Genomic DNA, 17,568 nt, shown 5'->3' with positions numbered 1-17,568 from the left:
TCAGCCTTTCAGCCTCCCCACATGGGAGACGGACAGGATGTGATGTTTGCGGTCCGTCCGGGAACCGGGCCTATGCCGCAAAAAAGAACCCCCTGACGGGGGTTCTACCTTTCTTCCGATTTGCATTGCTCCTCTTTTCGCAGTCTTTCTCCACCTGTTTTTCGCGGGGGAGGGCTGTTCCTCTGTCCGGCTGTTTTTGCCCGGACCGGGAGAAGACCGGAACAGGGAATGCCTCTTATTCCTCCGGCTTGCGGAATACCCGCTCCGCCGTTCCGGCCAGGTGGGATTCCAGATTGCACCGGGCCTGTTCCCGGTCCTGCCGGCGGTATTTCAGCGGCGTGACGCCGAATTGCTGCTTGAAGGCCTTGGAAAAAACCTGGGGGTCCTGATATCCGCAGCTCATGGCGATGTTTGCCACCGAGGCCTCCGTCAGCGTCAGCTGCTCCTTGGCCCGGGTCAGGCGGAACTGGGCCAGATAATCCCGGGGCGAGATGCCCAGCACCCTCTGAAACAGGGTGAAGAGATAGCTCCGGTTCAAAACCACATAGTTTGCCACGTCTCCCACGGTGATGCCGTTGGCGTAGTTGTTGCGGATATATTCCAACGCCTGGTGAACATAGAGATTTTCCCGCTCCGTTTTGCTCAGCTGCTTTTCCACGTCTCTGGAGACGCTTCTGGCGAGACTGCCGAAAAACCGGCACAGAAGGGACTGGAGCATAAAATCCGCCTCGTTGTCCGGCTTGTTATAGGTCAGCATGGCTTCCACCAGCTCCAGCAGCTGGCCGTCGTCCTCACAGTGGAACACCAGCCGGGGTCCCCCCAAGCCGATGGAGCGCAGACAGCGCTCACAGTTGGCCCCGTCTATGCCGACCCACAGATACACCCAGGGGTCCTCCTGGCTGGCCTGGTAAAAGGTCTGCTTGTTGGGTTCAATCAGAAAGCCGTCTCCCTTGCCCAGGGAATACTCTCTGCCCTCCACCTGATAGGTGCCCCGTCCGTCCAGAATATAATGCAGGAGGTAATTGGGGCGAACTGCCGGTCCATAGCTGTGCAGGGGCTCGCACCGGGCGTGGCCGCAGTAGCAGAGATAAAAGTCGCTGAATTTCTGATATTGCTTTTGCAGGTGCAATACATAGCTCTCTTCCATCTTGTCCTCCCTTTTTGAACGGGCCCCGGCTCCGCCGGCAGAGCGGCGCAAGGGGATGCGGACCTTCTCACGGCGGCTGTGGAATATGGAGGCAGTGATTCCATAACCCCGGGGCGTCTGTTCCGTTATACGGCGGCATTCCCGGCTCCCGGCGCCGCCGGGGGACCAAAGGTGCTGAAATCAGGCCTTCCACATCACTTCGCGGCTATTATATCACATTTTGGTGGAATTTCTAGTAAAAATCTCTGCTCAGGCATCCATTTTTTCCCGTTCTCCTTTGTCTATTTTGCCGGAATTCTCCCCGACTGAGCGTAAAAAAGACCCGAAGGCGGGAGAATTTCCCGGTCCTTCGGGCATTTTTACTTCATTCTGCTTCCATCAGGTCCCACACCAGCACGCTGCCGGCTCCCTCCAGCTGAATCTGCGTGGAAGCTCCCTCGTAGAACTCCGCCGCCGTCACGCCCTCCAGCCGCTCCTGAGGCAGGCAGAACAAGGTGGTCCCGGAGGTGGAAAGGAAATAGTGGACCTGAGACAGGCCCAGCTGCTGATCTGCGGCGGAGACCCAGAAGAATTCCCCGCCGTCGATCTCCGCCCGGCCCTGGTCCAGAAACATATACGGCGTTTCACCCATATGCCGGTCCGCCAGACCGCTGTGCTCCAGAATATAGCTGCAATAGGCCGGTCCCGCCTGGGCGTAGAGGGCCAGGGCTTCCTCCGCGTCAAAGCCGTCCGACGACCGGGCATCGTAAAAGGCCAGCTCCTCATGACACAGGAACAGCTGGTATTCCACCGGGGCCGAGGCGGCAGGACCCGACCGCTCCGGCACCTGATACCAGGCCTGTTCCTCCAGCTCCTCCACCAGTTCCCCAAGGGCGGCGATGTCCTCCTCCGCCCCGGTCAGGGGCAGGCCCAGAAGATAGGAGCCCGGCGCGTCCCCGGGCTTTCCGCTGTAGGCCCTGAGACTCAGGGGCAGCTCCCGTTCCCCGGCAAAGTCCTCCAGGGCCTTCCTGACCAGAACATGGGGATAGTTGGTCTCGTAGCCGGGGCGGCCCTCCTCCCGCTCCCCATATGGAGCGGCGTGGAAAAGCCGCTCGGGGTCTGACACCGGGGCGAACAACTCCCCATCCCGGAGGAAGGATTCCCCAAAATCCTCCTCCAGCCATTCCAGGGCGTGTTCCTCCCAGGCGGATTCCGGGGCAAGCAGACTGCCCAGCGACGCTCTGATTCCCCCGGTCAGGTCCCAGAAGGCAATCAGCCCCATCAGTCCCAAAAAGACGACGCCGAACACCGTGGCAAAGCGCCGCCGCCAGGGGAAGCTCTGCCACTGCCGCCGCCACAGGCTGGTTCTGCGGCGGATTGCCTGCTTTTCCCGGCGGCTGACATTCAGCAGGCGGTTCAGCCGGTAGTACTCCGGCCTCACTCCCTTCTCAAGCTCATAGGCGGCAAAGACGGCCTGCCGGACCGCCTGGGGCAGGTCCGGGTTCTGCTCCAGAAAATCCTCCAGGGCAAAGACGAAATCCAGGTTGGACCGGACATTCCAGAACACGGAGCTCTCCAGAAAGCGCCGCCACTCCGGAAGGGAGGCGTTGGTAGACATCAGCAGCTCCAGGGCATGGGCAGCAGCCATGACGGCAGCCCAGCTCTCCTCCTCATCCGCCGCCCGACGGCGCTGCTCCTGCTCCCGGGCGGCGACCCGGGCCCGGTTTTTCTCCCGGAGCTCCTGGATTCTCCGGCGGCGAATCTCCTGCTCCTCCGCCTCTCCCTCGGCAAAAAGCCGCTCATAGTCCCACTGAGGATGCTCCATCTCCTCCGGATTTTTTTGCGCATCCGCTTGTTTTTGCGCATCCGCTTGTTTTTGCGCATCCGCTTGTTTTTGCGCACTTTCTTGTTTCTGCGCATCTGCTTTTTCTTGCGCATCTGCTTTTTCTGGCGCATCCCTTTTTTCCGGTCTCTCCGATTTTTTCGGTTCCTCCTGGTTTTCCAATCTCTCTGACTGCTCCGGATTTTTCGGTTCTACCGGTTTCTCCGATTCTTCCGGCTCCTCCGCGCCGGGTTCAGGGGCGCTCTGTTCCCTCGGGGGCCATAGGATTTCCCGGATCTCCGGCCGTACCTCTTTTCCGCCGGGCTCAGCCGGACGGCGGTCCCCCTCGGATTCTTCCTGACCCCGCTGCTTTTGACGAACCATGCGGCACGCCTGCTGATAGGCCTCATGGAGCCGCTGGAAGCCCGCCGGGTCATCCTCCGGGCGGGTGGTTTTCAGGCGCTGGGCGTAAGCCTGACGGATGGACCGCAAATCCGCCGGGCCGGGCAGTCCCAGCTCACTCCAGGGCCAGCTCATTCCTCATCCTCCCCGCCGTCCTCCGTGTCCTCCTCATACGCCTCTTCAAAGTCCTCCGGCAGCTGGAGGGCGGCGTCTCCCAGATAAGCCTCTGCCTGGTCGAAAAAGTGCTCCGCCCGCCGGGTGGCCTTGGCGATTTTCAAGGGCTCCTGGCTGTTCAGCTGCTGCTGATACCAGTCCAGCAGCTCCCCCACCTGCTCCCGCAGCTCTCCCACGGTGACGGCATACAGCCGCTTGCCCCGGGCAATCAGGCGGCAGGGAATCTCCTGTTCTCTGGGGTGGAGCTTCAGAGCGGCCAGCTCCTTCAGTCTCCGGGCGGTCTCGGCCTCGGTCATGCCCTGGCCCTGAAGCACAAGCCGTTCCAGCCCACCGGCGTCGTTCATGGCTTCCACCTCCAGAAGACCGTTGATGTCATAGGTGAAGCGGATGCGGACCCCCTGTGTCCCTCGGGGGGCGGGGGGCACCCGCAGCGTCAGCTGTCCCAGCAGGGTATTGTCGCTGCAATAGCGGTTTTCCCCCTGATAGACCTGAACCTCCACCCGTTCCTGTCCGTCCCGGACGGTGGTATAGACCCCCACCTTGCTGGTGGGCAGGACGCTGTTCCGCTCGATGATAGGAGACATCAGATGCTGCTGGGGGTCGCTCTCGTTATACCGGGCCACGCCCAGTGTAAAGGGACACACATCGGTCAGCACCAGTTCCTGAAGCGCCCGGACCTTCATGGCGGCGCAGATACCCGTCCCCAGGGCCACGGCGGTATCAGGACGGCTGTCCTCCGCCGGTTCCCTGTGGAGAAACCGGGCAATATAGCGCCGCACCGCCGGCATACGGCTGGAGCCCCCTACCATCACCAGGTCGTCCAGCTCCCGGGGCGTGATGCCCGCATCCAGAAACACCCGCTGAATGGGGGCGGTCATCCGCCGGAAGAGGAGTCCGCTTTTGCGAATCAGCCACTCGTTGCTGAGGGTCAGGGAGGCGGAAATCTCGCCGTCGTCCACCGCCATGATGACCAGCTCCTGACGGGTCAGGGCCATTTTGCAGGTCTCCGCCTGCCGCAGAATCATTTCCTGCTGCCGGCGGCTCAGGATCTCATAGTCCAGGCCGCAGTCCTGGCAGAAGCCCCGGGCTATGGCCAGATCGAAGTCCTGACCTCCCAGCTGGTTGTCCCCGCTGACCGCCGTGACGCTGACCACATTTTCAAAGCGCTCCACCAGGGACACGTCCAAAGTGCCGCCGCCGAAGTCGAAGACCAGGCAGAGGGCGTCCTCCTCACCGATGTGGCCCGCCACAGCGGCGGCGGAAGGCTCGTTGACCAGCCGCTCCGCCTTCAGCCCCGCCAGAGCCGCCGCCCGCTTCGTGGCGGAGCGCTGGGCCTCGGCAAAGTAAGCGGGGACGCTGACCACCGCCTCCTCCACCGGCTCCCCCAGCCAGGCTTCCGCGTCCTCCTTCAGACGGCGCAGCACCAGAGCGGACAGCTCTTCCGGTGAAAAGCTCCGGTCTCCCAGCGTATAGCGCTTATCCGTGCCCATGTGCCGTTTGAAGCGGGCGGCGGTCCGGTCCGGGTGGGAGATCAGGCGGTCCTTTGCCGCCTGGCCCACCAGAACGGTTCCGTCCTCATCCACGCTGACCACGCTGGGCGTCAGGTAGTCCCCTCCGGCGTTGGGAATCAGCTCGCTTGTGCCGTTCCGCCAGACGGCGGCCAGGCTGTTGGTGGTGCCCAGATCAATTCCAATCGTCGCCATAGCTCACCCCTCGCTTTTCAAAATGGCCGCCGCATCTTATCCCCGGCTGTACACAATCGTGGTTGAATTATCTATGAATTCCCACATGGGACCCCAGCCGGACCAGTAGACAGTCTGGCCCTCCACCAGCTCACAGGCCTTGTAGCGCTCCTTCTCCCGATCAACGGCAGTTATCACAAGCACCCGTTCCACGGTGCTGTTTTTGATATAAACCACGTCGCCTGCCGCCAGAGTCCGGAACTCCCGGTGCTGGGTGAGGGGGGTCTCCTCACCGAATACATAGTCGCTGACCGCCATGCCGAAGGCAAGGACGCCTTTTCCCCCGCCCATGGAGGGAGACATATAGTTAAACTTCAGATTGGAATTCCAGACCGTCCCGTCGGGGCAGCCCTCTTTCACCTTTTCCAGCAGCGCCTGCACGTTTTCCTCCGTCCGGGGCGCTCCGTTGGGGAGACAGCCCTCCTGACAGCGGGGAGTCCCGGCGTTGATCCGGTCCATCATCTGCTGCACCGTCTCCCCCTCCTGAAAACCAAATTCCGGCACTTTTTGCTCTTTTTGCTGCTCTTCCGCCGAGGCGGAAGAGGCATCCTCCTGGAAAGGTTCCTTACCTTCGTTTTCTGCCTCTTCCTGCGTCTCTTTCCGGAGCGCGTCCAAATAGTCCGCCGTCCGGGCCCAGATCACGGCGGCCTGAGCCCGGTTCAGGGTGTTTTCCCCGCCGAAGTTCCCGTCGCTCCATCCCTTCAAGATTCCCAGCCCCCAACAGGCGGAGACGGCGGCGCGATAGGCTCTGGGGATATCTGCCCAGTCGGAAACCTGGTCCGTGTCAAAGGAACCCGCGCTGGGAACCGCGTCCTTTTCCCGGAGAACATTGTACACAATCTGAGCCATATCATACCGGCTGAGGGGCCGGTCCGCAAAATCGCCCCACTGCTGTCCGGCGGCCTCCCAGGCGGCCAGCACCTCCGTGCCCTCCAGAACCGGCAGGCAGGCGTTCAGAGCCCAGACCCGGCGCTCCGCCGCGGTCTCCGGCTGCTCCGGGTAATCAAAGGCCCGTTTTTCCACCTCCACCGGCGCCCAATAGGCGTCGCTCAGGAAGGAGCGGGCCAAAAAGGCGCAGAAATGGGCGGCAGTCACATCCGCCTGGGGCCGATAGGTTCCATCGGCATACCCGGTAATCACCCCGGCGTCCGCCGCCCGGGCAATCTCCTCCGCGGCCCAGTGGTCCGCCGGCACATCGGAAAATCCGCCGCTCTCCGCCGCCAGGGCCGAAAGGGGCAGGCAGCACAGAGCCAGCAGAATCAGCAGCATTCTCTTCATGGTCTGGGTCCTCCTTTGTCAGAATCATAAACCTGCCCGCACATCACGCCTCGGCGGGCCCGCGAGGCCGAAAAACAGCGTCGCAGCCGCTTTTCAGCTGAACTTACTATATCACTCTTTGAAACCCTCCGCAAGAGCGGAACCAGCGGTTTCTTGTGCGTTTTGCCGGACGTAATCGAATGACATTTGTGGAAAACATAAAATTGCATAAATACCCTTGACAAAACCGAACTTCTATTGTATATTGTAACTACAGAAAGGGGTGAGTCCAATGGGCTAGCAAGCTCAGAGGTTTCCACAACTCTGCGCACCGTTCGCATATCCAAGAGCATTTTGTGATATCAGGACATTCCCAAAGACGAAACTCCGCTCATATCCTGAGCCGGGTGGGGCAGGTGCCCTCCCAAAACTGTTTTATGGATTGGCAGAATTCCAGGATCACAGTTACCCCCTTCTATCCCCCGCGAACGGAATCCTGAAGAGAGGCAAAAGGTATCAGCCAATGGATAGTCCGATCAATGTTTGAAGCCCCCCATTCGCCGCTGGAGCGGGTGGGGGGTTGTGTTTTGCTTTTCTCCTTTCTGCCTTTTTACCTTTAGACGGTGCGCATGTTGAAAACGCCGTGCCTCATGGACTGCTGCCGCATCATTTCTCCGGAAACGGACCATGAATCACAGAGTTTCCACCATTTTTCCGCCGGAAGGGGAAACCCGATTGCCAACCGGCGGTTTCATTATATTGAACAGAACTGCAAGACGGACGGCCGCCTGGGTAGACTCCGCCTGCGGATTTTTTTTGCACGGACTCTCCGGTCTATCTGCCGGAAGTCCGGCACAATTGGGAGAACGGGAGGGCCGCCGAGGGCGGCGGCCCCTACATCATGATTCTGTTATAAAACGCATGAGCGGACACGTCTACGTAAAATTCCCTCCCTTTTCAGATTGGTGTTGCCGAAAGCCGCTTCGTCAAACCGCACGTCAAAATATCCAAAGTGAGCAATCCCTGTTGGTGGATGACGGTCCGATAAACCGGAATTTATGAATCCTTCTCTTCATATGGCTTATTCCACGAACCTATCTCAATCAAATTGCCTTCCGGATCAGCAATGTAACAGGTTCGCTGTCCCCATGGTTCCGTTGTGGGTACTAATACCGGTGTGGCGCCGTTTTCTACTGTATGTTTAAATGACGTATCAACCTCTGTAGAAACTGTCTAAGTCATATTCCAGCAACACTTATTTTAAAAGGGACAAAATTCCCCGCGTCTTGAATCTCTTATTGATTTATGATAGAATTTATGCAGGTCCCAAATCAGCCGGTCCTGAATTCATATGTCAGGCCGCCGCAGGGCGGCACTTATGAAACGGAGGCTGAGGTATATGAAAGACTTTGAGGACCTGATTAAAACCTGCTACGGTGAAAATGCCTGCATTCTTGTGGAAGGGGGCGTTCTCTTTTTCAGCCCTGAATCCCTGAAAGAGGTTGCCGGGGCGGAGCATCTGAGCTATGACGAATATCTGGACATACAGATCCGCTCCCTTGGTACCTACCGCTCCAGCTTTGAATCCTGCTATCTCAATACCCCCATTCAGTTCAGAGGGAAGATTGAAAAGATAACGAAAAAACATGTCTGCTTCAGGAGCATCTATGTCAGCGGCATGTACCCCGACGGACTGACCTTCAAGGGGAAAGAGGACCACGTCTGGATGGACCTGTCCGGCTTTGAGTCCTTCCGGACCGGCGACTGCGCTGAATTTTACGCGGAAGTCTACCGGTACCTGAAAACCGGCAGCGGAAAGCAGATTGACTACGCCCTGAGAAATCCGGAGGACATTCGGAAAATAGACGCCTATGCTCTGCCCAGCGACGACGATCTAATTCGCCAGGAGGTGGACCAGATAATCTGCGAGACCTGCCTGTTCAGGGACCATTGCAGCGGAGTGTTCTGTCTCCGGAACCCGGAGGAACGGGAGGCCCTCCAAAAGCAGCTTTTCAACGCCATCAAAGGGACTCACGGCTGAGGGTTCTTCCAAAAGAAGCCATAGAAAATACCCGCCTCTTGAAACGAGGCGGGTATTTTTTCAGCAATTTCCGTATTTACTTCCGTTCGCCCCGGTCCACGGCCACGACCACGTGCCGGTTGGGGTCCACGCCGGTGGAGTAGGTGGTGACGCCCTCATAGTCCTGAAGGGCGGTGTGAATCACATGGCGCTCATAGGCGTTCATGGGCTCCAGGGAGATGCTGCGGCGATAGCGCAGAACCTTCCCCGCCACCTTCCGCGCCAGGTGCTGAAGACTCTGCTCCCGCTTGGCCCGGTAGCCCTCGGCGTCCAGCTGTACGCGAACCCGGTTCCCCGTGCGGTTCACAGCGTAGCTGGTGAGCTGCTGAATGGCGTCCAGCGTCTCGCCCCGGCGTCCGATCAGAGACCCCAGTCCCTGACCCTCCAGAATCACCTTGTAGCGGCCCTTCTCAGGGAGGTAGACCTTGATCTCAGCCTGGCTCTCCATCTGGTTCAGAAGACCGCTGAGGAAGGTCTTGATGGCCTGAGCCTTCTCATCGTCCACTTCCTCACCCAGGTTCTGGACGGGAAGAGGCTCTTCCGGCTCTTGACGCTGGGGTTTCTGCGTCTGGGGCTGCGTACGCTCCTGACGCTGGGGCTTTCTCTCGAGCCTTTCGGTCTTCTCAGGTTTTTCGACCTTTTCAACCTTTTCGGCCTTCTCGGACCTTTCCGCTTTTTCCGGTCTCTCCGTGCGTTCCGTCTTTTTCATGGGCCGCTCCGTTCTCTCTCTGCGCTCCGCTTTCCGGACCGTTTCAGGACGCTCCGCCGGAACAGGGAGTTCCTCCTTCACGACAGGCTCCTCCTCGGGACCGTAGAAAACCCGGATTTTGGCCGGGCAGGCGCCCAGACCCAGAAAACCGGATTTTGCCCGCTCCAGAACCTCCACGGATACGTCGTCCCGGTCCAGGCCCAGCTGGCTCAGGGCCTTGGAGATGGCCTCGTCCTCATTTTTTCCGGTGACATCAATATACTCTCGCATAACAGCTCTTCACCTCTTACTTCACATCGTCATACCGGTCCGGACGGTATGCCCGTCCCCGGGCATAGGGACGGTCGCCTACCCGGCCGGCTTCCGTCGTGGCTGTGCCGGCTTTGGCCGCCTTGGCGGCCTTGGCCTCTCTGGCGGCCTTCTGCTTTTCCTTCAGGGTCTGTTTCTGGGCCGTCTGCTGGCGCTGCTGCTCCTGAAGCACCTTGGCCTCTTCCATTTTCCGTTTCCGCTCGGCCTGCCGGGCCTCATAGCGGGCGTTTTCCTCTTCCTCCAGCTTCTTGTTGAAAAACTTGCCCATAAAGAACTCCTGAACGGCGGAGAAGGCACTCTGAGCAATCCAGTAAATACCCAGGGCGGCGGGCATCATGAAGGCGATATAGACGGAGAAGAGAGGCATGAACATCAGCATGCGGTTGGTGGCCGCCGCCGCGTCGTTCTGAGGCTGCTGTTTGGCGGTGATTTTGGTGAACAGGATCTGAGAGCCGCCGGCCAGAATGGGAATCAGAATCATGCCGATGCACACCCAGGAGAAGGAAAAGCCCTTCACGAACTCCCAAGGATTGGCGGCCATGTCCAGACCGATGAAATCATAGTTGACGTTGATCCAGCCCTCCACGGCATTGCCCGTCTCGGGCATCTGGGAGCCGATGATCTTGACCAGGTTGATCTGACCATAGGGCATCAGCTGGGTGATGCCGTCCTTGACCACGGCGGCCCCGTCCTTCATCTGGACAATGGCGCTCATGTCCGCGCCAGTGGCCGTAACCGCGTCCACCATTTTCTGCACCACGTCCTGACTCAGCATCATGAAGTGGGTGATGGGCTGGCGGATGATGGAGTACAGAGCCAGCAGAACCGGGAAGGGCAGGAAGCTCCAGAGGCAGCCGGACATGGGGTTGACGCCCTCCTCGGCATAGAGCTTCTGCATTTCCTCGTTCATTTTCATCTGGTTGTTGGCGTATTTTTTCTGAATTTCCTGGATTTTTCCGTTCATACGGGTCATGCGCATCATGCTCTTCTTGGACTTCATCTGGAAGGGGAGCATGATGAGCTTGACCACCAGCGTAAACAGGATAATCGCCATGCCATAGGACCCGGTCAGGTTGTAGAACAGCCGGACCAGCCAGGCAAAGGGGATACAGATGATGTATCCAATGGTTGAAAACATAGATTCGTCCTCTCGTTTTTTTTACTGAGGGAGAGCGTCTCTCCCGGCTTCTTTGATGAGAGCGGGGAATTGTTTCATGCCGCCGCATCACATCGGGCATACAGCCGCCGTCAGTCAGGATATCCGATACTTCCGATACCCCTTCCGTTACGGCACCGGGTCATAGCCCCCCTTGTGAAAGGGGTGGCATCTTAAAATCCGGCGCAGCGCCAGCCAGCCGCCTTTCAGGGCTCCATACTTCTCAATGGCCTCCAGGGCGTACTGGGAACAGGTGGGGGTATAGCGGCAGCAGGGGGGAAAGCAGGGAGAAACGGCCTTCCGGTAAAACCGGATGATCAAAAGCAGCACGGATTTCAAGGCTTGTCCTCCGCAGCTCCGGACTCTTTTTCCGGGGCATGGGGCCTGTCCCGCTTCACAGAAATTTTTTCCTTCTTTTGCTCATTTTGCTTTTTTTGCTCACCTGTCTGCTCTTTTTTCGTTCCCAGCTTTTCCTGCCTTTCCTTCATTTCCTGCCCCTCGTGCTTCGCTTGCCTGCTTTGCTTCGCCTGGGCGTTTTGCAGGCCCTGCCGGTCCTGCAAAAGCTCCAGCTTCCGGCACAGGCGGAGGAAGGTGTCATTCAGCTCCTTCCAGGGCGCCGTCAGCGTCCGGCCCCGGGCCACCAGAACCATGTCCCAGCCCTGACGAAGGCAGGGACTGTTCAGACGAAAGACCTCCCGCAGACGGCGGCGGGCCCGGTTCCGCTTCACGGCGTTGCCGATCTTGACAGACACCGTAATGCCCAGGCGGTTCCGGCCCAGGCGGTTCCGGCGGCAGTAAATCACCATGCAGCCGCCCACCGCCGAAGCCCCCTTTTGATACAGCCGGCGGAATTCATAGTTTTCTTTTAACGTCACCGACGGCTTCATACGCTCTTTCCTCCAAACCGGTACAGGCGTTTTTCTTCTCCGGAAAGCGCCGGATTCCGGAACCTTCCCCCGCGGAACGGCGGGGCCTTCAAACAGATTCAAGGGACGGAGGAATTTGACATAGAAATTCCAGCCGCCCCTGTCAGGACCTGTTTTCAAGTGTCTCCTCAATAGGAGAGACGCGCGCGGCCTTTGGCGCGGCGGCGGGCCAGGACCTTACGGCCGTTGGCGGTCGCCATTCTCTTGCGGAAGCCGTGGACCTTTTGACCATGCAGCTTCTTGGGCTGATAGGTACGCTTTGTAGCCATCTCTGAGACACCTCCTGTCAAATGTTCCGCCGCCTGCTCCTCTGGAGTCCCGGCGGCGCCTTCCCAACACCGCCCTGAAACGGGCGGCGCGGCTGACGATTCAACACGCCTTTCGACGTATGGATTAGTATAGCATATTCAAACAAAAGGTGTCAATAAGAACTTGAAAGAATGAAAAAAATCCGGCGGATTTGGAGATTTTCCGGCCCGTTTCCGGCTGTTTATGGGACCGGCTCAAAATGTAGTATTCAGACCGGCGGACTTTTTCTATATGTGGTGGTTTTTTTCCATTTGGAGTCCGTCAAAAAAGCGGCGCTTATTATTAGAATATGTATAATTTCCTATTGCCTGCTGTTGTTTTTTTTGCTATAATATGTGAGGTACTTTTGTTATTTTCAACGAGAGAGGTGGTTCCTTTTGAATTCAGTTACCGACATTTGGGAAAACGTTTTGCGGCAGCTGCGGGGCACGCTTTCTGAAACCACCATCGCAACATGGTTTGACGAGCTGACCATTGTGGACATTCGGGGCAGCACCTGTTTTCTGCACTGCGCCAACGACTTCAAAAAAGGCTACATCGAGTCTCTATTCCTGGGCAACATCAAAAACTCCCTGCGGGACATCTTCTCCATGGACTTCGAGGTGAAACTGCTGGATGACGCCGCTCTCCGGGAATTCCAGGGGAACGCGCCGGCCAAAAAGGCGGACCGCTTCACCTCCGCGGAATTCACCTTTGAGACCTTCGTGGTGGGCCCCTCCAACAAGCTGGCCCACGCCGCGTCCATGGCAGTGGCGGAGCACCCGGCCCAGAACTACAATCCTCTGCTGATTTACGGGGATTCCGGCCTGGGCAAAACCCATCTGCTCAACGCCATCGCCAACGTCATCCGGAGAAATGACCCCGACGCGAAAATCGTCTATGTCAAGGGCGACGACTTCATCAATGAATTCATCGGCCTGATCCGGGCCGGACGGGGCAGCGAGTTCCGGGCCAAGTACCGGGAGGCGGACCTGCTTCTCGTGGACGATGTGCAGTTTGTGGCCGGAAAGGACCAGGTCCAGGACGAGTTCTTCCACACCTTCAACACCCTCTATGAGTCCGGCCGGCAGATTGTTCTAACCTCGGACCGTCCTCCCTCTGAAATGACCCTGCTGGACGACCGGCTGCGGACCCGCTTCGAGTGGGGACTGCTGGCAGACGTGAAGCCCCCGGACTTTGAGACCCGCCTGGCCATTGTAAAGAACAAGGCGGCTCTGCTGGGCATGGATCTGCCGGACAAAATCGCCGTCATGATTGCCCAGAAGGTCACCGCCAACGTCCGGCAGCTGGAGGGCACCGTCAACAAGGTTCTGGCCTACAAGGACCTGCTGGGCAGCGAAACCGACGAGGAGACCGTCACCCGGGCCATGAAGGACATTCTGAAAACCAGCAACGAATACATCCCCACGCCGGAGGCCATTCTCGCCTCGGTCTGCCGGTACTACAATCTGGAGGAGTCCGTCATCAGGGGGCAGCAGCGCATCCGGGACGCGGTGACCGCCCGGCAGATTGCCATGTATCTGATTCGGAGCATGACGAACCTCTCTCAGGACAACATCGGACGGCTCTTCAACAACCGGGACCACACCACGGTGATGTACTCCATCAACCAGGTGGAGAAAAAAATGAAAAAGGACCCCGCCTTTGCCGAGACCGTGAAGGAGCTGAAAACAAACATCACTTCCCGGCACTGATAGGGACATCCCATTTTCCACGGTGATTCCGCGGCCTTTTCGCCGCTTTTTTCGCCGTCTTTTTTCCACCTTCTTCTGTGGAAAAGGAAAACCTTCCTGTGGAAAAAACACCCTTCGACAAAAGGCGTGGATAACGGTTCTTTTTCCCACATCAGGGCTGTGGAAACCCAAAGTCTTGCCGTTCAAGCGGTTTCGCTTTTTTTCCACAATTTTTCGCCCTACTGCTGCTATTACTAAAAAAGATTCTTTCTTTCTTTTTCAGCAGCAGGCTTCCCGTTCCCATCTCAACAAGGCCTGACTGCAAACGGCGGCCCTGCCGCCGGAAAATCGGCCCGCCGCCGGCCTTTTCTGCGGCATCCGCGCCAGCGTGTTCCACCTTCCCGGTTGAAAACCGGACCTGAACCCGTCGGCCGCGGCATGGAGGCTCTACATTATGTCTGTCATTCAATTCAGCTGTGAAAAAACGCTTCTTAAAAACGCCATCAGCGTCGCCAGCCCGGCAGTGGCGGCCAAAAGCTCCATCCCCGCCCTGGCGGGACTCCTGATTCAGGCTAATTCCCAGGAATTGACAATCTCCGGTTTTGACATGCAGACCGGCATCCGCACCCATATCTCCGCCTCCGTGGCCCAGGAGGGCGAGGTGGTTCTGGACACCCGGCTGTTCAGCGACATCGTCCGGAGCCTGCCGGACGATATGGTGACCTTCACCGCAGACGAACGGCTGATGGTGCACCTCAGCTGCGGCGAGTCGGATTTTGACATTCTGGGCATCTCCGCCGCGGATTATCCGGATCTTCCGGAGGTAGAGGACGTTTATTCCGTTTCCATTCAGCAGAAGGTACTCCGCTCCATGATTGAGGAAACAGCCTTTGCCGTGTCAACCAACGAGAGCCGCCCCATCCACACCGGAGCCCTCTTCGAGGTGGGCAGCGACGGACTGACCATGGCGGCAGTGGACGGCTTCCGCCTGGCGGTGCGCCGGGAGCCCCTGGAAAAAGTGGAGGGGGGCGCGTTCTCCTTCGTGGCCCCCGGCAGCGCCCTGAACGAGGTGAAAAAAATCTGCTCCGACGCGGAGGAAGGGGCGGAAATTACCCTGGGCAAGCGCCATATTCTCTTTACTGTGGGGGACACCGAGCTGATCTGCCGCCGTCTGGAGGGGGATTTCCTGGATTACCGGAACGCCATACCCAGAAAGAACCCCATTTCCGTGGTGGTGGAAGCAAAATCCCTGACGGAGAGCATCGACCGGGTCAGCGTCATGATTTCCGACAAGCTGAAAAGCCCGGTGCGCTGCCGCTTCGATCACGACAAGGTCTATCTCTCCGCCAAAACCGGAAACGGAGAGGCAAAGGACGTCTGCCGGGTGTCCGGGGACGGCGGCGGTCTGGAAATCGGCTTTAATAACCGCTATCTGATGGAGGCCCTGCGCTACGCTCCCGCCGATACCGTGCGGATTGAGCTGAACACCGGCATCTCTCCCGCCGTCATCGTACCTGTGGAGGGAGAGGAGAAATTCCTCTATATGGTGCTGCCGGTGCGGCTGAAAAACGAGGCCTGAGCCATGAGAGAGATTGTCATTACTACGGAGTTTGTGAAGCTCCAGGATTTATTGAAGCTGGCGGGCCTGGTGGAAACCGGCGGAGAGGCCAAGGAGCGCATACAGGCCGGTGAGGCTAGAGTAAACGGTGAGCCCTGCGTCCAGAGAGGGAAGAAAATCCGGCCCGGCGATGTGGTGGAGTTCGCCGGCCAGAGAATCGGCGCGGCCTATGCGCCTTGAACGGCTGGAGCTGGAGGGCTTCCGGAATTACGCCGTCTGTCAGCGGGCGGACTTCGACCCCCGGTGCAATGTCATCTGCGGGGAGAACGCCCAGGGCAAGACCAATCTGCTGGAGGCCGTGGTCTATCTCTCCTGCGGCCGGTCTCCCAGGGCCCGGACGGACCGGGAGCTGATTGGCTTTCACAGCGGGGGGGCCCGGCTGGAGGCAGGCGTCTTTTCCAGGGACCGGGACTTTCAGATTCGGGCGGAGCTCCGGCAGGGGCAGAGGCGGCGGCTCTGGGTGAATCAGGTGCCGGCGAAGACCGGCGCCGCTCTCAGCGCTGTTTACAGCACTGTTTTGTTCCGGCCCGAAGACCTGTTTTTGATACGGGAGGGCGCCGCCGCCCGGCGGCGGTTCCTGGATAACGCCCTGTGCCAGCTCCGTCCCCGATACGCCGCGGCCCTCTCCGGCTATACCAGGGCCCAGGAACAGAAAACCCGCATTCTGAGGGACTTTGAGGAACGGCCTGATCTGCTGGAAGCTCTGCCGGAGTTCAACGAGCAGATGATACGCTTCGGGGCGGTGCTGATTCATTACCGGTATCAGTTCGCCCGGCGGCTGGAGGAGTACGCCGCCCTGCACCACCGGGAGTGCTCCGGCGGGCGGGAGGAGCTGACGGTCTCCTACCGGACGGTTTCCTCCGTGGAGGACCCTGGCGGGAATGTGTCCGCCCTGACGGAAGCACTGCGGCGGCATATGGAGGAGCATCAGACGGCGGAGAGGTCTTCCCGGCTGTGCCTGTCCGGGCCCCACAAGGATGATCTGCTGGTTTCCATCAACGGGCGGGAGGCGAAGCAGTACGCCTCTCAGGGGCAGACCCGGACGGCGGCCCTGGCTCTGAAGCTGGCGGAGCGTGAGATATATAAAAATGTATTGGGGGAGTATCCCATTTTGCTGCTGGACGACGTGCTCAGCGAGCTGGACCCCCGGCGGCAGGAGTTTGTCCTGAACCGCATCGACGGGGGACAGGTGTTCATCACCTGCTGCGAGGAGGACCGTCTGCCCAGTCTTCTGGGCGGGAAAGTGTTTCACGTGGAACAGGGGAGGATTTTGTGATGGACAGGAAGAAAATGGGGAAGACCATTTTAGCCGTCCTGCTGCTGGTCCTGTTGGGGGTGGAGGTCTGTATGGAACTCCGCTATTCCTGCAGCGAGATACTCGTCACCTCCAGGGACACGGAGAAGATTCTCCGCCAAATACCGGAGGCTGTCATCACGGAGGAGGACAGGTCCATGATGGCGGAGCTGCTGGCGCTTCCCTCTGTTCAGGGGCTGCTGGAAGGCGGAGAGTCCGGGGACCTGACCGCCTCGGAGAATCCGGATATCCGGGCTGCGGCGGGAAAGTATCTGGACGCGGAGAGCGCGGAAGCTTTGAACGTCAGCGCCGTATTTCTTGAGGATGGGTCCCTGATCTATGCGGGCTGGCAGAAAGAGTCGAGCATCTATTGTCTACAGGCGGGCCCGGAAGAGGGGTCATATTATAAGCTCTACGCCCCCAGACAGGGAAAATCCTATGAGAACTGGGACAACGAACGGGCCCAGAAGAGCGAGGTTCGCCGCCGCTGGTTTGCCTGGCTTTTGAATCCTTAGAGCCTGTTTAAAATCCGGCGGAGTGCCGGATTGGGGTAGATTTTTTACCCAATGGGCATGTGATATCCGTAAGGCGGCAGAGCCGCCAACGGCTATCCAATTGTCGGGCAAGGCAGTTTGACGCAGGAATCCTGACGGATTTCAAGTCAAACCAACGCAGCAACGGCGGAAAAAGATGCCCTGTGACGGCGTTTCGATGGATTTTAATCAGGCTCTTAGGAGGTGAGGACGGATGCCTGCCATTGTGGGAGCGTTTCTTTTCGTGCTCCTCATCCTGTTCAGCGCCGGGGGCTGGTCCTCCTTCTGGGCGCTGGCGGTTTTCCTTCTTCTGTTTTGTCCAGGTGTGCTGCTGGCGCTTGCTCTGTTCGCGCCGACGGCATTTTCGTCTGTAAAAAGGGCGGTGGTCTTCTTGATCAGGCACCTGTTCCGCCCGCCGGACCGTTAGGAGGTTTTTGC

16 protein-coding genes and 1 pseudogene are annotated in these 17,568 nt (G+C 58.9%); 7 read left to right on the top strand and 10 right to left on the bottom strand.

The genetic code is table 11. From position 1 onward, the window contains the following. Nucleotides 1-235: 235 nt before the first annotated feature. The 5 genes and pseudogenes from Q0063_RS03435 to Q0063_RS03415 all read right to left on the bottom strand — a co-directional run. Nucleotides 236-1,147, bottom strand: a complete 912-nt coding sequence (locus tag Q0063_RS03435; protein ID WP_297870580.1) for an AraC family transcriptional regulator — start codon at nucleotides 1,145-1,147, stop codon at nucleotides 236-238. Nucleotides 1,148-1,511: 364 nt separating this feature from the next. Then, on the bottom strand, nucleotides 1,512-2,951 hold the full coding sequence (locus Q0063_RS03430) for a hypothetical protein (protein ID WP_297870579.1): 1,440 nt from the start codon (nucleotides 2,949-2,951) through the stop codon (nucleotides 1,512-1,514). A gap of 530 nt (nucleotides 2,952-3,481) precedes the next feature. Beyond that, on the bottom strand, nucleotides 3,482-5,227 hold the full coding sequence (locus Q0063_RS03425; RefSeq protein WP_297870578.1) for an Hsp70 family protein: 1,746 nt from the start codon (nucleotides 5,225-5,227) through the stop codon (nucleotides 3,482-3,484). A 36-nt stretch (nucleotides 5,228-5,263) separates the two neighbouring features. Continuing rightward, the gene (locus Q0063_RS03420) at nucleotides 5,264-6,544 is read right to left on the bottom strand and encodes an S-layer homology domain-containing protein (protein ID WP_297870577.1); all 1,281 of its coding nucleotides are present in this window, start codon (nucleotides 6,542-6,544) and stop codon (nucleotides 5,264-5,266) included. 1,035 nt (nucleotides 6,545-7,579) lie between these two features. Beyond that, a pseudogene (locus Q0063_RS03415) lies at nucleotides 7,580-7,741 on the bottom strand (VOC family protein); the annotation flags it as partial. Nucleotides 7,742-7,922: 181 nt separating this feature from the next. On the opposite strand from Q0063_RS03415, the gene Q0063_RS03410 reads away from it, so the two are divergent. Then, entirely contained in the window at nucleotides 7,923-8,564 is a 642-nt protein-coding gene (locus Q0063_RS03410; protein WP_297870576.1) for a hypothetical protein, read from the top strand. A gap of 76 nt (nucleotides 8,565-8,640) precedes the next feature. Here the strand turns inward: Q0063_RS03410 and jag are convergent, their stop codons facing one another. From jag to rpmH, 5 genes are all read right to left on the bottom strand, one after another. Then, complete coding sequence (gene jag, locus Q0063_RS03405) at nucleotides 8,641-9,582, bottom strand: RNA-binding cell elongation regulator Jag/EloR (protein WP_297870575.1); 942 nt, start codon at nucleotides 9,580-9,582, stop codon at nucleotides 8,641-8,643. 16 nt (nucleotides 9,583-9,598) lie between these two features. Beyond that, the gene (locus tag Q0063_RS03400; RefSeq protein WP_297870574.1) at nucleotides 9,599-10,759 is read right to left on the bottom strand and encodes a YidC/Oxa1 family membrane protein insertase; all 1,161 of its coding nucleotides are present in this window, start codon (nucleotides 10,757-10,759) and stop codon (nucleotides 9,599-9,601) included. Nucleotides 10,760-10,906: 147 nt separating this feature from the next. Continuing rightward, nucleotides 10,907-11,116, bottom strand: coding sequence for a membrane protein insertion efficiency factor YidD (yidD, locus tag Q0063_RS03395; RefSeq protein ID WP_297870573.1), 210 nt, complete (start codon nucleotides 11,114-11,116; stop codon nucleotides 10,907-10,909). Continuing rightward, the gene (gene rnpA / locus Q0063_RS03390; RefSeq protein ID WP_297870572.1) at nucleotides 11,113-11,664 is read right to left on the bottom strand and encodes a ribonuclease P protein component; all 552 of its coding nucleotides are present in this window, start codon (nucleotides 11,662-11,664) and stop codon (nucleotides 11,113-11,115) included. Before rnpA ends, yidD begins: the two co-directional genes overlap by 4 nt. Nucleotides 11,665-11,831: 167 nt before the next feature. Next, nucleotides 11,832-11,972: a 50S ribosomal protein L34 gene (rpmH, locus tag Q0063_RS03385; protein WP_021751147.1), complete on the bottom strand. Its 141-nt coding sequence runs from the start codon at nucleotides 11,970-11,972 to the stop codon at nucleotides 11,832-11,834. A gap of 417 nt (nucleotides 11,973-12,389) precedes the next feature. Here rpmH and dnaA point away from each other — a divergent pair, with 417 nt between their 5' ends. From dnaA to Q0063_RS03355, 6 genes are all read left to right on the top strand, one after another. Beyond that, the gene (gene dnaA, locus Q0063_RS03380; RefSeq protein ID WP_297870571.1) at nucleotides 12,390-13,706 is read left to right on the top strand and encodes a chromosomal replication initiator protein DnaA; all 1,317 of its coding nucleotides are present in this window, start codon (nucleotides 12,390-12,392) and stop codon (nucleotides 13,704-13,706) included. 433 nt (nucleotides 13,707-14,139) lie between these two features. Further along, nucleotides 14,140-15,264 carry a DNA polymerase III subunit beta gene (gene dnaN, locus Q0063_RS03375; protein ID WP_297870570.1) on the top strand — a complete coding sequence of 375 codons (1,125 nt, stop codon included), beginning with the start codon at nucleotides 14,140-14,142 and terminating at the stop codon, nucleotides 15,262-15,264. A gap of 3 nt (nucleotides 15,265-15,267) precedes the next feature. Further along, nucleotides 15,268-15,483 (top strand): RNA-binding S4 domain-containing protein, encoded by a 216-nt coding sequence (locus Q0063_RS03370; protein WP_297870569.1) that lies wholly within the window; start codon nucleotides 15,268-15,270, stop codon nucleotides 15,481-15,483. Then, complete coding sequence (recF, locus tag Q0063_RS03365) at nucleotides 15,473-16,579, top strand: DNA replication/repair protein RecF (protein ID WP_297870568.1); 1,107 nt, start codon at nucleotides 15,473-15,475, stop codon at nucleotides 16,577-16,579. The genes Q0063_RS03370 and recF overlap by 11 nt, the downstream gene beginning before the upstream one ends. Then, complete coding sequence (locus Q0063_RS03360; RefSeq protein ID WP_297870567.1) at nucleotides 16,579-17,112, top strand: hypothetical protein; 534 nt, start codon at nucleotides 16,579-16,581, stop codon at nucleotides 17,110-17,112. The genes recF and Q0063_RS03360 overlap by 1 nt, the downstream gene beginning before the upstream one ends. 232 nt (nucleotides 17,113-17,344) lie before the next feature. Then, the gene (locus Q0063_RS03355) at nucleotides 17,345-17,557 is read left to right on the top strand and encodes a hypothetical protein (protein ID WP_297870566.1); all 213 of its coding nucleotides are present in this window, start codon (nucleotides 17,345-17,347) and stop codon (nucleotides 17,555-17,557) included. Nucleotides 17,558-17,568 lie beyond the last annotated feature (11 nt).

Origin of the sequence: uncultured Oscillibacter sp., from assembly GCF_947654275.1 — a bacterium.
Taxonomy (GTDB): domain Bacteria; phylum Bacillota; class Clostridia; order Oscillospirales; family Oscillospiraceae; genus Oscillibacter.
Note: the sequence above shows the minus strand (reverse complement) of the source record. Positions and strands in the feature narration are given on the sequence as shown.